Raw genomic sequence first — 15150 nt, forward strand, 5'->3', positions numbered from 1 at the left:
GATCTTTCATGGGACGGCCAAGTGTAAGTTTGTCTTCATAGGTAAATTTACCATATTTTTTTAACCATTTTGATATACAACTATGCCCAAGAATATTGTAGCGTCTTTGAAGTTCTGCCTTGGTGAACTTTTTTCAGGACAAGACACCTTTATAGAATCGGTTAACAACGAAATACAGGAATACGGACAAATGGAAGAACCCATTATTCAAAAGCAGTTTGATGGCAGAGATATAACCACAAATAACCTTTGTTTTGAAAACCGACTGTTTGAACTACTACACAGATTAAGTGACATTTTACACACTTTTTAAAATTGGAACTATGGAAACGATTAACGATATAACACAGGACTTTGGCACATTGTATCACCCAAAATCGGCTTTGGTATTCTATGAAAGTAAAGGAAGCAATACCGATGTTTATGTAGAACATTTTGATATGGATAAAAATGGTAATCCTATCAATGCCCATCCTTTAACTGTAAGGGAAGCCAACACATTGGAAAAGGCACTCAATAACGAACAGGAAAAGAACAAAGCCTTTTTGAAATCAAACGGAATTTTGCCGACCAACATTTTGCATATCAACCCCAATGCAGATAAGGGAGCGGTAATTTGGTACACCAAAGCACAGCAACGGCAAATGTATTTTGTAGATAGTCTACAAATTCCAAACGGAATTGCACAAGTACCGTCAATGCTTTGGAAAGCGAGTAAAAACGGTTTGAGCGTGTTTGCTCTTTCAATTGATAGAAGACCAACAGAAAATACAAAATTGTACCATACACCGTATTTTAATATATACGAAGATGGCAAAGTATGTATGGGTACTGTAAGTGTAGATATTAAAAAATCCGCTTCGGTAGAAATTTGTACAGGCTTGGGAGTATTATTTTTTCAATTCCTATTTCAGCCATTTGTTAGGCAATCACAACCCGATAAAGGTTAATTGCGTAAACCTTTGGAAAGACCTTGTAAACACAAATCAACCCTTTCCAAAAGAAGTATTGAAATCGAATAATAAAACCCTTAAAAATTTATTGTAATGGAAACAGTAAAAACAGCCGTTCATTTTACGGACAACTATCTGATAAATCCGACCAACCCGATTGAAGTCAATTTGATTGGTGCAGGTGGTACAGGTTCAAAGGTCTTAACTGCTTTAATGGAAATGAGCCACAGCCTAACAGAATTGGGACACCCAGGATTACTGGTTCGTTTGTGGGACGATGACATTATCACGGAAGCCAATTTGGGCAGACAGCGATTTGCACCAAGTGAAACAGAATTGTACAAATCAGTAGCTTTGATAAACCGTGTCAATCGGTTTATGGGTACAAATTGGAAAGCGGAAACCCAAAAGTTTGAAAGGAATAATTTTGGTAGATTGCCCGAAATGCAAAGGCAACGATTTACATGACTTGTGTGGACAATGTACAAGTAAGGTTTGATATTGCAGAAATGCTCAAAGAAATGAAGAACGATAGAAATTACAGAAATACGCCAAAGTATTGGATGTATTTCGACAACAGCCAACAGACAGGACAAGTGATAATATCTACTATCGGAGAGATTAAACAACCGCAATCAGAGAAATACATAACGGTGGCAAGCCTGCCAATGGTTACAGATGAATTTGGCGAACTGCTGAAACAGTCCGAACAAACAGACGATACACCAAGTTGTAGTTTAGCTGAAGCATTGGAAAAACAAGATTTGCATATCAATGCAACATTAGCTCAAATGGGTTGCTCTTTACTTTGGTCTATGTTTCGCTATGGAATGACTGAAAAAAGAGGTTTCTTTCTTAATCTGAAGAACTTACAAACACAACCGCTAAAAGTAGACTAACAGTTAAAATCGCGCGGCAAAAATGCCATTCTTTCCTGCGGTCGGAAACGCATTTTTGCATTTAAAATCGGTGCAACCCTTTTGTCAAATGTGTCGTTTCATAAATTTCACTTCTAACATTTACCAAACAGGTTACAACGTTATTTTCACGGGATATTCAATATCCCATTTTATCAGAATAAATGAAGTATTAAAGTGCTCTATGAGAGATTAAGCAGTGATAGATTTTTCTATAATAAATCTCTTTTCGAAAAAAGTTATATCACTAATTTTGCCAAAATATGGCGAACGATTTCCGGTTTTTGAGTTCCAACAAGTAATTTTTTTCCGTTTTTAAATTCAAGTTGTATTCCATTTTCACCTGAAACAGTATAAGCATTTCCTTTTCCAAACCATCCTAAACGGATGCCCCATCCGCCATATTCGTATATTGCAGCGTATTTTCTTACATATACTTCGGACAAAGCGCTAAGCTCAAACTTTTTGTAAGAAAAATGAAACGGAAAAAATCTTACATATACTGCCTCAGGTTTAATCTGTGTCTCTAACTTCATTACAATGAAAAGCAACGTGATAAGTATCGTTATTGCCCATGCAAAAAACAATCCGGTATCACTCATCGGTTTTGCACCAAAAATTTTATGTTCTGTATACTGCTCATATAATGCGATACCAAATAGTATATTTAGTAAAATGAGTATTAGCCACAGCCACCATTGTGTAAATCGTTGTTTTTCAAAAAATAGTTGTTGGTTCATGTTATAATGGTTTTATAAGTTGGTAAAAAAAATATAATACTAAACGGTTAAAGCGACATTAATTGATTTCCGCCCAGCAAAACTTTATATAAAATATAACCAGTCTCAGTATTAAAGGTTATTAACAATTCATTGGTTCAGACCACAAGCATCTGTACAATTTATTTTTCGACGTATCGATATTGTATTGTAAATGTACGATCCAGCCCCGCAAATCTTTATAAGATACACACAAGGAAGAAAAGCCCATAGCAAAGGTAATCTTTTGGAAACACTAAAGAGCGTTTCAAACCCATAATGCCATTTTCTGTTGAAACTTGCCATTGACAGTTGTGCCTTTTGCTGATCCAAACCAGAAGGCAATGACCTTACTTCTAAGTTTCTTAAAGGAACGGGAGAGATTAACCCAAACCAATCTAATCGTTTGACCAATTTAACAAAATTTGTGCAATTAGAACACCAGTTGTCGTACACGATGTAAAGTGATACACCCTTCATAATTTTAAATTAAAATAATTATATTTTTTTTTGAATCCATTGGTTAAGATCCATTAGCACTTTTGGAGAAATTGTTTCTTCAAGTGTCGCATACTCGTCCATCATGCCGGTCTTACAAGTTTGCAAGAGATGATTCAAATCAGAATAAATCTTACTTTCTATATTTGATTTTAGTAATACTTTACCAATCGCTTCTACATTGTCATGAGTTTCGATTTGGACATCTTTTTCGCCGTTTAATGCCAATACAGAACAATTGATTTTTTTTAAGTATGTAGCTGGGTCTAATTTGATGAATTCGAGCATCCAAGGGGTAGTGATTCTCTCAACTTGTTGTTTTAAAAAAGCGTCCTTCGATACGGCCGCTGGCAAATTTGGTAGTGGATGAGTTTTGTAATAATTCTCGATAAGGGCGAAAAGTTCATGTTTCAGGGCGTCATCTTCACTACCGTGTTTTATTGCATTGAACAATTTTCGATTCAAGTCGATTGATTCTATAATTTCCGCTTGAGGAACCCCCAAAGACTGCGCGATAGTTTCTTGTTGCTTCAGCAGAATTGCTTGACCAGGTAGGCCAAATCCTGCGAGCATTGCCAAAAATTGTATTTTTTTATCTTTAGCGGCAACCATCTGGCCCATTACGGCACCTTCGCTATGGCCAATGAGGCCTATTTTGTTCTTTTTAATATCTGCGCGGGAACGAAGATAAAATATAGCACTCTCTACATCATTAGCAAAATCACTAATAGTCGATTGGCTGAAAATACCTTCTGAGCCTGCAACACCTCTATCATCAAATCGCAATACCCCAATTCCACGAGAGGTCAAATAATCTGCGATCACAAAAAAAGGTTTATGTCCAAACACTTCCTGATCTCTATTTTGGGGGCCACTCCCTGAGATTAAAATTGCTATGGGAAATTTTCCTTTCTTTTTTGGTAACGTGAGAGTACCTGCAAGACGTATATTTGCACTTGTATTAAAGAAAACCACTTCCTCAGTATGATAATGGTAAGGAGGTGCAGGAGTCTGAAATCTTTCTATGCTCGAACTATTATTTTTAATAGATGACAAATTCATCTCGACTTTAAGATTACCTTGTCTAAAAGTTCCGTTTATCTTATCATTATGACGTCTTCCTTGATAGTTTATTCCCATTTCATCCACATCTAAAATAAGATTTAAGCTATCAACTACCTGAATAGAAACTGGAATACCATATATATTTTGATCAACACTGGCCATTTGTGCTGAATAGTGTCCATCAAATTCATCAATAGTGAATTGTAAGCGAAGGGGCATTCCATTTACATTGAGTAGCCCAGACCATTTACCTTTAAAACCTTGGGCATTTGCGGTAATCCAAAAAAATATGTGAATTAAAAAAAGAATATAATATTTCATAATGTTTAATTTGTATTGAATGTAGAAATTAGTTTACAGCTAAATTGTATTTCCTGAACTCTTGCTGATTTAGAGTAATAAATTAATTACGCCGTCTTAGTCGATTGATTTAAAGGTGTTTTAAGGCCATGTAAGATGTCGAAAACCTTCAAAAAATCTATTGAGTATAATATCCAATTCTAAATTCCGGCTACAGTTGTAATTCCGCTTCCGAAATAGGATACTTTTCATCTAATACACTTTGCTGAGATTTAGAAATAATTATGGCTTTCTTTGTTTTAATTGGCAGTCCCAAAATTTTAAAAAAGGCTTCTTTATTTAAATCTTTTGGAACTAGATACAATATTAAAGCACCAGCCATTGCAAAGAAAAAACTTACTAAACCATGAAATAATATAATCATCAAATGGAAAATCAGAGCATATTTTAAGAATGAAGATCTTCTTTTTCTAGAGCTAAACAATAGACCAAATAATAAAATTTCAAAAATGATTGTACCCCAAGTGAATGCAGTAACGAAAAATCCATTTGAGAGTAACGGGTTCAGTAAATATTTTAAATAATCAGATGCGCCAAATACATTGTGATTTATCCAATAGTAAAAAGCAGTACCGTCTGCCCATTCCTCAGATTTATAGGGCTTTTCAATTCCGGCTTGTAAATACACAATAGCTACTTGCAATTCCATTAAGCAGAATGTACAAAACGCAGCAAAGTTTTTATATGGGCTACTTATAGTACCACGCCAATGATTAATTCTATTGTCCATAAGTGTGACAGGCAATAATAAAAAGGTAAGAACAGCCACAATCTGGTCACCTCCATCAATCAACATAGAAGAATGTATAAACGAGGCAGCAACCCACCAATGTAAAATTCCTGTAATCCGAGGAATATATCCTGATATAACAATCAACATGATACTAATAGCCATTAACTGCGAGATCCATAAATGCTCATATCCGAAAAGAAAGAACAAATTGTACTCTCTTAGATAATACATAATGTCAGAATGGGAGTATAGATGTTCGGGAAATAGAACTTCTTTACTGCTTAATCCAATGGTCACTAACAAAGACATAGCTAATACTGACCGCGCTATTGCATAAGGAAAATTATACACTTTTTTAGCGGCGATTCGGTCACAAATTTTCTTAAGTTTTAATACGTACGATTTCATAAGGTATTTGATTAGGTTGTACAATTTCTTTCCACGCCCAAGGAATAGGGTAGCTCTTTACCACAACTAAGTCATGGTTTTTTAAAAAGTGGAGGTTTTTCGAATCAATTTCTACTAAATTTTCAGGTAGGTTAATATGTGAAAGGTCACTCTTTTTCTGCCAAAGTTCCGTTGCCACTAAATCAGTTACAATACTCACCTCCATACTAATTTTTCTAGCCTTGCGCGAAAGTCCAAAATAATTTGACGAAGACGTGTTGCGGGTTTCTAACAATTCTAAATTACCTTGATTTACAACATAGACTGTGTAACCAGCTTCTCTAGGGCTTTTTGTAAAGAATCCCCATCCTTCAGGTAAAGTCTTCGAAAGTATCTTTTTAATGGGGTAGTTAGGTGTCTGTGCATTGTAAGACAAACTAGCAAAAAAAAGGTTGTAAAGAAATAAAATGGATACGAAGACAGTAAAAACGTAAAAAATACTTTTTTTCATATAGTTAAATTTTAGAAAGATGTAAGGTTGTTTAAACCTTACATCTTATTAGATTTAGTAACGTGTAATGACTTGCCTTACAAAAGACTCATATTCCAACATATTCACATTATTCGTAAATAGTTGACTGCCTCCCACAACTGGTGGCATTGGTAGAACAATTGCAATCATATATAAAAGTCCTTGTCCTGGATCGATGACAATACCTCCATAGATAACTACTCGAGCCATTTTGTTGTCTACGGTTCGTTGATTATATTGAGATCTTAAATCGCTTTTTAAGCGATTGTAGTCTTCATCTTTAGTTAGGTCATACCGATCTCTATGAGTGATCATGTAATTTTCAATTTGATTGTACTCCTCAACAAGACCTATACTTGTGGCCACAATGGAACGAGCCTCTGTAATGGCTTGTATTACAGTATATGGATTGTCACTTAAAATTTTGCTTTTAAAATTTGCAAAGTAGCTCGCATCCTGCTTTTTGATAAGTTCGATAATTTTGTCAAAAGTGGCGCTTCGAGCGCTGCGTTGCTCTGGAGTCAATCGTTGGTTGATAGACCTTAAGTCACGAAATGCTGGAAGATTCATCGTAAAAACTTCACCTTCAAAAAAGATGACCTCACGAAAGATTTGTTCACCACTTCTATCGATTATTTTTACATCTTTGACCGATAACGTAGTTTTGGCGAAGCTGCCCACACTGAGTGTGAGCAGCATGCTAAATATAAATAATGCTTTTTTCATAATATAAAATATTAGTAAGCGCGCATAACCTGAGTGATAAACATATCTTGCTCTAAAGTACTATGCGAGATGTCTTGCATCACCCCCCATTTTACATTAAATACGACATAAGCGATTGCTGCTACGGCAACTACTGCCAAAGCTACTGCAATTACAACCGGTCCTACAAATAAAGCTTGTCTACCACCATTCATGTTTTTGCTTAGTGCTTCCAAATCTTTGGTCAAACGATTGATGTCTTCCTTATTTGTGAGGTCGTAGTTCTTCCCATTTTCATTCATATAATTTTTGAACTCATTAAACTCACTGACAAGGCTTAAGTTTCTAATTACCAAGTTACTGGCATCATGGATAGTTTGAGCGATTGTGTATGGGTTGTCGCTTAAAATATTAGTTTTGAACGTACGGAAATAATTTGGATTAGCCTGCTTTAAAACATTTACAATGTTGTCAGCTAATGCGCGTCTTTCTCGTTGTTGTTCCGCACTTAGATTTCGCAATAATTCGAACTGATCGCGAAACGCTGGTAAATCCATACCTAACTCGTTATTGTCCAAGAAAAGAATTTCCTTGAAAATTTCTTCACCAGTCTTATTGGTATCAACTAATATTGTTTTTTTCGACGGGCCAGCATAAACGGCGCTAAATCCCATCACTAATGCTAAAAATGAAGCAAAAAATTTGTTTTTTGAAAATTGTCTAATTGTTTTCATGATAAGTAAGTTTTTGTACTGCAAAAGCAGTGGTTGAATAAATGATTTTGTTTTAATATTTCCTTTTTTCTAAAAGGACAATCAACGAGGGATTTAAGTTTTTTTCATAATTCTATATTTTTTAGTTAAACAATTCTTTTTGCCTTGCTACTGGTGTTTTATAAAGTATACCACGACACAGAGGATTGCAGTTAAGAGAAAAACACTCATTAGGATGATTGCAATATTTGTGAACGAATGAGTATCAATTGTGGAAATTCCCATAACCAAAGCCAATGCGATTCCTAAACATATCATTAATACTGCAATCTTTAAATAACTCTTTCTCTTAACCATTATTCATATTCATTAATACCGTATAAAATTTCTTTCATCTTAGACCCATTCACTTCTACAGGGCGATATGCGACATTAAATTTGTTAATAGCAACATCGATGTCATTTTTTAGTTTTTGGTATTCAATCGGAAGTTTGGATTGGCATTGCTGCTCATTCTCGTAGCTATTGAGTATAATCTTGAATTTTTCGTAAAACTTTCCGCCTTGGTCAATGAAGTTGTTGTACTGTGTAATAAACTGCATTAAGCGGTCTATCGGAAATTCTATATTGATGTACATTTTAGTCTGTTCCGAACCGGTACTTTGAGCCAACTTGTTTAGATAGTCACTCATGTTTTTTCGTACAGTTTCCCAGTCATCATTGCTACGACATTCCTCTAGGGAAACCAAATAATTGATTGGCTTGGTGTAATCTTTGAAAAGAATTTCAATATCAGCCTTTACTTTGTCGTTGCTTTTTTGTAAAAATGAAGTTTCAAAATAAATGGTGTTTAAATCACCCTGCATTCTAAGAGTAAAGTCAATGATGCATTCGATATTTTTCAGCTCCGCTTCCTTTTCCTCTTTAGTCAATCCGGATACCAACATGTTTGAAAATGTATTGACAACCGATACTAGAGTATTTGTTCCTAAAATCGATGTCAGATCAAAACCTAATTTTTTATCACGTTTGTTTTGTAGCATCTCTTTCACCTTGGTGAACTCCGGGTACTGATTTGGATTGGCAATTTTGTTTATCTCTGAAAAGGTTCTAACAGATGCAAAATGATGATCCAAGCTCAATACTTTTTCGTAAAGAATTCTAATGATTTGTAATCCTTTTAGATAGCGAATTCGGGAAATGTCACTGGCATTATCTGTTTTAAGTTTTTGAATGCTCTCTCTCAACTTATCTTTTTCCAATATAAGCGTAAGCTTCACATCAATTGATTGAAAACGTTCAAGAGCTTTGTTAATTTGCCTGATTTCTAATTCTTTCTTGCTAATTAACGTTTGATAATCAGTGTTGCAAGTGTGGATTGCTGTAAACATATCCTGCATAACCTTATTAGGATCTAATTCGTCATTATCAATCCCAAAACATTGTGAATTACCAAAAAAGAGAACTGAAAAAATGATAAGGAGAGCTTTCATAATAGTCTTTTTTTTATTTACTGGTAAGAGAAAATAAAATCTCTAAATGTGTATTACCTTTGATTGTGATGAGGTATTTGCCCTTTGCAATGCAATTGGAATTCTGGTCAAGGTATAATCCTGATATAATCTCTTCGTGTAATTCAAAGTTAAAGTCCTGGGTAAAGTAAATTTCTTCACCTGAGTTTACTTCACTTAAAGATTTCCCGAGCCAATTCACCTCTTCTTTATCCCCCAAACCGGTCAGATCTACCCGCATTAACAATGTTGTATTGGATTGTTTTTCAAGGGTGATTGATTGTGAAGGATCGTCAATTTTTTCAAATTCACAGATATTTCCCTTGTTCCCAGTACAATTTCCCATTTTCTCACCTCGTCTAGCTACAAAGTTGTCTAAAGACGTTGTCTGTTGCGCGGCCAAAAAACTTGGCAATAAAACGGATGCCAATAAGAATTTTCGTTTCATAATATTTTTTGTTGAGTTTGTAAAAGATTTATTGCAACAATCCTGCGAGGGTGGCCATTATAATTGCATTTGCTTCACTGTATTCGTAGCCCATGGCAAATGATAATGTGCGTTTATCTCGACGATCATCATCGCCAGTGTCATATATTTGAGTGCATTGGTTCAATATTTGCTTTTCTTCTTCATCGATTGGCGGCAAAGAAGTGTACTGGTTTGAAATATCGTAACCCAAAAGTTCGGCTAGACCAACTTTGAAGGTACTAGAGCGTTGCAAATTGTTTATGTTACTAACAGGATTGTTCTGAAGTGAATTAGCCCAAGCTGTGCCAACAGAGTCGTTATATCCGTTTGCTGCAATGTTGATAAATCCTTCATGTGAAAACGCTACTGATTTTACCGCGTTATGCAAATTTTGCAAATCGGTAGCGGGCTGGTTTGTTAACGTAGATTCAAGGTCGAACACAATAGTTGGCGCGTCATAGTATTTAATGCTATATGATGCATATTGATAATCGAGGGAATTAGCGTTTTCAATTTCCATTTGGTCGACCGAACAGCTTACGAACGTCATTAATAGTGGGGCGGCAAACAATAAAATTTTTTTCATAATAAGTTTGTGATTAAATTAGGTTAATACTGTAATGAAACATTAAGCATGAGCTTTTTGATAGGACAAACTTATAGAGTGAAAGGTGGAAGAGGAAGGAAATTTAAATATGTATCAGTAAAAAGATAATATTGTGCGGCATAATTGTTATAGAAATGTGAAAATTATTAATTGAGTGTTCGGTAAAAATGTCAAAAAAATAGAAATATTGTTAATGTGTTTCTGATAATCAGTTTGTTAGGTTTGTTAAAAAAATTGTAATTTGCAACTATGAATGTCCCAAAATGTAATTTGCAATGTGTAGAATATTTTCCCTCTTTACCGTATTCCTCCTAACAATTATTGTTGACCAGCCGGTTAGAGGACAAGCGATGCCTAAAAAATCGAGTGATTATAAAAGTTGGTCATTAGAACAATTACTTTTTACAATAGATTCGGGTTTGTTAGACGATGTGCAGAGAACAGATTACATTGAACATTACCTGCAAAAGGCAAAACGTAGCGCCTCCCACAAAGATATCGTTGAGGGATACAAAAAGAAAATTGCCAATTTGGAGGATTATAGCCTAAAAGAGAGATACGCAGATAGTTTGCTTATTTATGCAATTAAGTCAAACGATAACAAAGTTATTGCAATGGGTTATGACTACAAAGGTTATGTGGCATTTACAAATAAAAAATATGAATTGGCTTTAAAGCATAGTATGAAAGCAGAGGAATTTGCTGAAAAAGTAAACGATCAAAATACATTGCACGATATTTATGCAACTATCGGTAATTCCTACTATCATCTTGAAAATTACGAGCAAGCATATTTTTATTTTAGAAAGAATACCTTTTACCACCGTTCAAAGTCAAAAGACGATTACAATAACAAGTTAAGTTATATTGTCAATCTGTATAGTCTTAGTAAAACGGCATTTCGACTCAAAAAATTTGATACGCTAGAGGTCTTATTGAAAGATGCGAAATTGGATGTTTACAAACTAAAAGAACATCACCAGCCTTTGGAATTTGCCTACGTTAAACTTGTGGAGGGAATGTATCAATCACAAAAAGGCAATAGAAAATTGTCAGACTCCTTGTTAAGCGATGCGTTGCCGACAATTAAAGAAAATCATGATTTCGCTAACGAACATTTGGCTTACCTACATTTAGGAATAAACAAGTGGTTAGATGGTGATAAAACACATTCTCTAAATTATTTCCTGAAAATAGATTCTTTATATCAATCTAAACAATTTATTAATAACGAACTTTCTGAAGCCTACACTTACATCATCAAATTCTACAGTGAGAAGAAAGATCCAGAAAAACAGCTGTACTACACTAACACTTTACTCTCAATTTCCCACGATTTACAAAAATCTAATAGCCATCTTAGCAAATATATGTACGCCAATCTGGATACTAAAAATTTAAAAGATTCAAAACAAAAACTAGAGCAGCAATTGCGAAACAATCAATATTGGATGTATTTAGGCGGCACACTACTTGTTGTTTTAGTTTTTGGGTTTCTGTGTTATTACTTATGGAATAATAAATCTCAACGAAAACTTCGCCTCCAAGTAAATAGCCATAATACAACCAAGGTAAATGATTTAAATAGCGATAATTTACAATATGCAAAGCCGATAGCAATAGAAAATGCCAAGAATTTTGACCGCACAACCCACATACTCAATAAATTAAAAACTTTTGAAGATAAGAAAGAATTTCTGAACAAAATTACACTAGATGAATTAGCCGACCAATTTGGTACTAATAGAACAACACTTTCAAAAATTATAAATGAAAACAAAGGAAGTTTTGCATCTTATCTAAACAATCTTCGTATTTCGCATGCAATCGAGGTATTATCAGATGAACAAAGTACCCACCATTTGCTTACAGTTGAAGCATTAGCTGAGGAGTTCGGTTTTGGAAACCCTAAAAGTTTTTCTGTAGCTTTCAAAGAAATTGCAGGTGTTTCCGTTTCCGATTTTATAAAATTTAGAAGATACACAGAATAATGAAATGTGATTATTAAAAACTTTGTGAATACAACTTCTATAAAAAAGTTAATATTTATACCTGTGAGAATGGACAAATTTCTTACTGTAACAATGTTACTTCTCAACACTAAAGCAACTTATCACTTATTAATTGTAATAATTTCAATACTCTGACTATAAGGCAAATAAGAAATACTCGCTTAGTATTTTCCTATGCTCCTAAATTTTTAACTTCCTTGCATTTTTCTCAGATTCTAAAAGGTCAAAGAAGAGGAGGCAGTCTCTTTTCTCGAATATGCCATAAAGCTATTTTTAAGCAAAATCTGATCTCGCTCTTATTCACTTAGATTATATTATACAAACATAGGAGAAGCAAAAGAAGGTTGATTGTTTCTGAATTATTTTAAAATTTATAATTACATACAATTAAGTACTACACGAAATTTTTGAGGTTATTTAAATTATTTCTATTAGTCCGATTTATATTCCGACAACTTTAATTTAATTTACAATTGTTGCTCCTATTTCGAAGTTTCATTCTTATTTTCAATCAGAAGTGATAGTGTCATAAAAAAATATCGACATTTCAATCTCAAGTGTAAGCTTATTATTTTTAACTATCAATGAATACTTTAAATTGACACTTATATAAATATGATTATGAAGTAGTCAATAAAAAGAAAATTCTAAATTTAATTAAATAGAAGAAATGTTTGGACATCTAATACCATTTCCTACCATTTTATTTATAATTATAAATTAATACTTTAATTTAAAGCATTTAATTATGAAGTCATTTTCAAAAAAGCAAATTTCTAATAAATTAGACGAAATTTTAAATAAGATCGAGTCTATTGAAGAGAGGATACAAAATCAAAAAAGTACAACAATTGCTGAAGAACCCATTAATGTTCTAGAGGTTTCAAAGCTCGTTAACCTCTCTGTTTCTACGATCTATTCAAAAGTCAGCAGGAATGAGATACCGGTCAACAAGGTAGGTAAAAAGCTATACTTTTTCCGTTCCGAACTCGAACAATGGATCAGATCAGGGAGAATAAAGACCACCCTAGAGATCCGCCGCGAAATCGAAATACAATTTAAGTCAAAACGGTAATAAGTTAATCCAATGAAATCCTTTTGGCTGCCTCCTTTTTCTTCTCATCTACAATTTTTGTATAAACCTGTGTAGTCTTTATATTCTTATGTCCTAGCATCTTTGAAATCGTAAATACATCGGTTCCAAGCGAAAGCTGCAGTGTAGCGTAAGTGTGCCTGAAGCAATGGAATGTGATGTGCTTGGTGATGCCCGCCTAGGCAATCCAAAGAGGCAGGTGGCGGTACACATCCCATTTGTGTAGGCCGTCGAAGACAGGCTGGTTCTTTAGGCCAGTTTCACCTAAGAGCACGTAGGCCTGAAGTGATATGGGCATAGTTTGCGGCTGCTCGGTCTTTTCCTGACGGAACCTTATTTGACAGTCTTCACCTTAACCCATAACATCGCCCCATTTCAGGTTCTCGATATCGGAATATCGAAGACCGGTAAGTATGGAAAAAAGACTTATTCTTTTGATGATTTCCTTTTCACAAGGAGTCCTAAAAAGAATTTGGGCTTCTTCAAGGGTAAGGTAGTTACGCATCGACTCCTGCTCGGATATGCCGTTCACGGCAGCATTCACGTCGCTTTCAAGTATCCGCTCCTTATAGGCTTTGCGTAGCGTTGCTTTGAATTTGCTGAAATAGGAGAGGGCAGTGTTCTTTAAGAGTTTCTTTCCTGTGTGTCTGAGGCTCTTTACCTTTAGTAGATATTCTCTGAAATCTTCTGCAAGGTCTGTGGTGATGTTCCTAAATTTGAAATCTCGACGCTCTGCAAACATTTCAAAATGTTGAATGCTACTGTCCCATATCTGCTTATTTGGACCTTCTTTATTATCTGACTGCTTCTTAAAATATTTGACAAATGAGCCCTCAAGTACTTTGTCCTTCCTGATTTGCTCAATCTCGAAAGGCGTATAAATAAATTCCTTGTTGACCTCGTTCTGTCTCTTTGTGCAAATCAACTCTGCAGTGTGCAGGTTCTCCATGTTGGCTATCTTATCTATCTGGTTTTTTGGCTTGGCAATGAGGTGTATCCTAAGGAACTCTCTTCGTGAATATGCGCCGATGTGTGCATTTAAGTACGGCGGGTAGAAATCCAAATAGAGTGAAAGTTTACCGTTTGACAAGGCTTTCTTCCGTAAAGTAACTTTTATCCTTTTCATAATCAGTCTGCATTAAAGATTAAATGAATATCTTCCTTTGAAACATATGTAAATTTCCCAACAACATACTTTGCAATTCCGTAGCGTTGTAAGACGTTATTTAAAGTAACTTGCGATACGTTGTGACGTTGTTATATTTCGGAGATTGTGTAGCAATTTTTTACCCCCGGGAATTCTTTTACAGCTGGGGCTATAACTTGGACCTTGGGTAGCTCAAACAAACTTTCAAGATCACTTTTTTTCAATACTGTTCGGGTGCCGAATTTCGCAAAATTTAGACATCGTTGGTGAATTAACCGGTAAATTGTCCTTTTGCTGATTCCCAGTAATACCGAGGCTTGGCTGATGGTTAGGAACTCCATTGCCTTGATTTTTGTCAAATGACCAGTTAGACTAGAATTTGTTACTTGTTCGACTTTTACTATTTTTTCCTGACGCTTTTTCGCCTTGTATTCCTTACGGTTACAGGGGAGAGAGCAGAAGCGGGTTCGAAAAGTTTTGGCGATAAACTGCTTTTTGCAAAATTCGCAAATTTTTGGAATGCTTAAGTTTGAACTCATTTTGTGACTGTTTATGTCCCTCGGTGTCTACATGTGCCTCTGTGTGCCTCCGTGTGCCAAAATTTCCCTCCGGATTTGTACCTCGAAAAAATTTTGATTTTGAGGTACAACTGGGGTACAAATCTGATACAAAAAACGCAAACCATCGCAA

General features: G+C 34.9%; 16 protein-coding genes and 2 pseudogenes. 5 read left to right on the plus strand and 13 right to left on the minus strand.

Annotated elements, in window-relative coordinates; all coding sequences use genetic code 11:
* Positions 1-82: 82 nt before the first annotated feature.
* The 3 genes and pseudogenes from GV828_RS13310 to GV828_RS07620 all read left to right on the plus strand — a co-directional run bounded on the left by GV828_RS13310 (position 83) and on the right by GV828_RS07620 (position 1852).
* Complete coding sequence (locus GV828_RS13310; RefSeq protein WP_166536894.1) at positions 83-313, plus strand: hypothetical protein; 231 nt, start codon at positions 83-85, stop codon at positions 311-313.
* 10 nt (positions 314-323) lie between these two features.
* Positions 324-1047: pseudogene (locus GV828_RS07615) on the plus strand (PRTRC system protein B).
* Positions 1047-1852: pseudogene (locus GV828_RS07620) on the plus strand (PRTRC system ThiF family protein). The pseudogenes GV828_RS07615 and GV828_RS07620 overlap by 1 nt, the downstream one beginning before the upstream one ends.
* A 257-nt stretch (positions 1853-2109) precedes the next feature.
* Here GV828_RS07620 and GV828_RS13180 read toward each other — a convergent pair.
* The 10 genes from GV828_RS13180 to GV828_RS07670 form a co-directional block, all read right to left on the minus strand.
* Entirely contained in the window at positions 2110-2610 is a 501-nt protein-coding gene (locus GV828_RS13180; protein ID WP_166536896.1) for a hypothetical protein, read from the minus strand.
* Between the two features lie 129 nt (positions 2611-2739).
* Complete coding sequence (locus tag GV828_RS13315; protein WP_166536897.1) at positions 2740-3108, minus strand: DCC1-like thiol-disulfide oxidoreductase family protein; 369 nt, start codon at positions 3106-3108, stop codon at positions 2740-2742.
* A gap of 18 nt (positions 3109-3126) precedes the next feature.
* Positions 3127-4512 (minus strand): alpha/beta hydrolase, encoded by a 1386-nt coding sequence (locus tag GV828_RS07635; RefSeq protein ID WP_166536898.1) that lies wholly within the window; start codon positions 4510-4512, stop codon positions 3127-3129.
* Between the two features lie 190 nt (positions 4513-4702).
* The gene (locus tag GV828_RS07640; RefSeq protein ID WP_166536899.1) at positions 4703-5692 is read right to left on the minus strand and encodes a sporulation-delaying protein SdpB family protein; all 990 of its coding nucleotides are present in this window, start codon (positions 5690-5692) and stop codon (positions 4703-4705) included.
* Complete coding sequence (locus GV828_RS07645; protein ID WP_166536900.1) at positions 5667-6182, minus strand: SdpA family antimicrobial peptide system protein; 516 nt, start codon at positions 6180-6182, stop codon at positions 5667-5669. Before GV828_RS07645 ends, GV828_RS07640 begins: the two co-directional genes overlap by 26 nt.
* 54 nt (positions 6183-6236) lie before the next feature.
* The gene (locus GV828_RS07650; protein ID WP_166536901.1) at positions 6237-6929 is read right to left on the minus strand and encodes a hypothetical protein; all 693 of its coding nucleotides are present in this window, start codon (positions 6927-6929) and stop codon (positions 6237-6239) included.
* An 11-nt stretch (positions 6930-6940) separates the two neighbouring features.
* Positions 6941-7642, minus strand: a complete 702-nt coding sequence (locus tag GV828_RS07655) for a hypothetical protein (RefSeq protein ID WP_166536902.1) — start codon at positions 7640-7642, stop codon at positions 6941-6943.
* A 335-nt stretch (positions 7643-7977) separates the two neighbouring features.
* Entirely contained in the window at positions 7978-9114 is a 1137-nt protein-coding gene (locus GV828_RS07660) for a hypothetical protein (RefSeq protein WP_166536903.1), read from the minus strand.
* A 13-nt stretch (positions 9115-9127) separates the two neighbouring features.
* Positions 9128-9580, minus strand: a complete 453-nt coding sequence (locus GV828_RS07665) for a hypothetical protein (protein ID WP_166536904.1) — start codon at positions 9578-9580, stop codon at positions 9128-9130.
* A 28-nt stretch (positions 9581-9608) separates the two neighbouring features.
* Positions 9609-10187 (minus strand): hypothetical protein, encoded by a 579-nt coding sequence (locus GV828_RS07670; RefSeq protein WP_166536905.1) that lies wholly within the window; start codon positions 10185-10187, stop codon positions 9609-9611.
* A 296-nt stretch (positions 10188-10483) separates the two neighbouring features.
* Here GV828_RS07670 and GV828_RS07675 point away from each other — a divergent pair, with 296 nt between their 5' ends.
* Both GV828_RS07675 and GV828_RS07680 read left to right on the plus strand, forming a co-directional pair.
* Positions 10484-12199 (plus strand): helix-turn-helix domain-containing protein, encoded by a 1716-nt coding sequence (locus GV828_RS07675; RefSeq protein WP_166536906.1) that lies wholly within the window; start codon positions 10484-10486, stop codon positions 12197-12199.
* A 769-nt stretch (positions 12200-12968) separates the two neighbouring features.
* Positions 12969-13295, plus strand: a complete 327-nt coding sequence (locus tag GV828_RS07680) for a helix-turn-helix domain-containing protein (protein WP_166536907.1) — start codon at positions 12969-12971, stop codon at positions 13293-13295.
* 4 nt (positions 13296-13299) lie between these two features.
* Here the strand turns inward: GV828_RS07680 and GV828_RS13185 are convergent, their stop codons facing one another.
* The 3 genes from GV828_RS13185 to GV828_RS07690 form a co-directional block, all read right to left on the minus strand.
* Positions 13300-13485 (minus strand): tyrosine-type recombinase/integrase, encoded by a 186-nt coding sequence (locus tag GV828_RS13185; protein ID WP_317163817.1) that lies wholly within the window; start codon positions 13483-13485, stop codon positions 13300-13302.
* Positions 13486-13665: 180 nt separating this feature from the next.
* On the minus strand, positions 13666-14439 hold the full coding sequence (locus GV828_RS07685) for a site-specific integrase (protein ID WP_235935432.1): 774 nt from the start codon (positions 14437-14439) through the stop codon (positions 13666-13668).
* A gap of 131 nt (positions 14440-14570) precedes the next feature.
* Complete coding sequence (locus GV828_RS07690) at positions 14571-14999, minus strand: helix-turn-helix domain-containing protein (protein ID WP_235935433.1); 429 nt, start codon at positions 14997-14999, stop codon at positions 14571-14573.
* Positions 15000-15150 lie beyond the last annotated feature (151 nt).

The sequence above is a fragment of the Flavobacterium ichthyis genome (assembly GCF_009915155.1).
GTDB classification, from domain to species: domain Bacteria; phylum Bacteroidota; class Bacteroidia; order Flavobacteriales; family Flavobacteriaceae; genus Flavobacterium; species Flavobacterium ichthyis.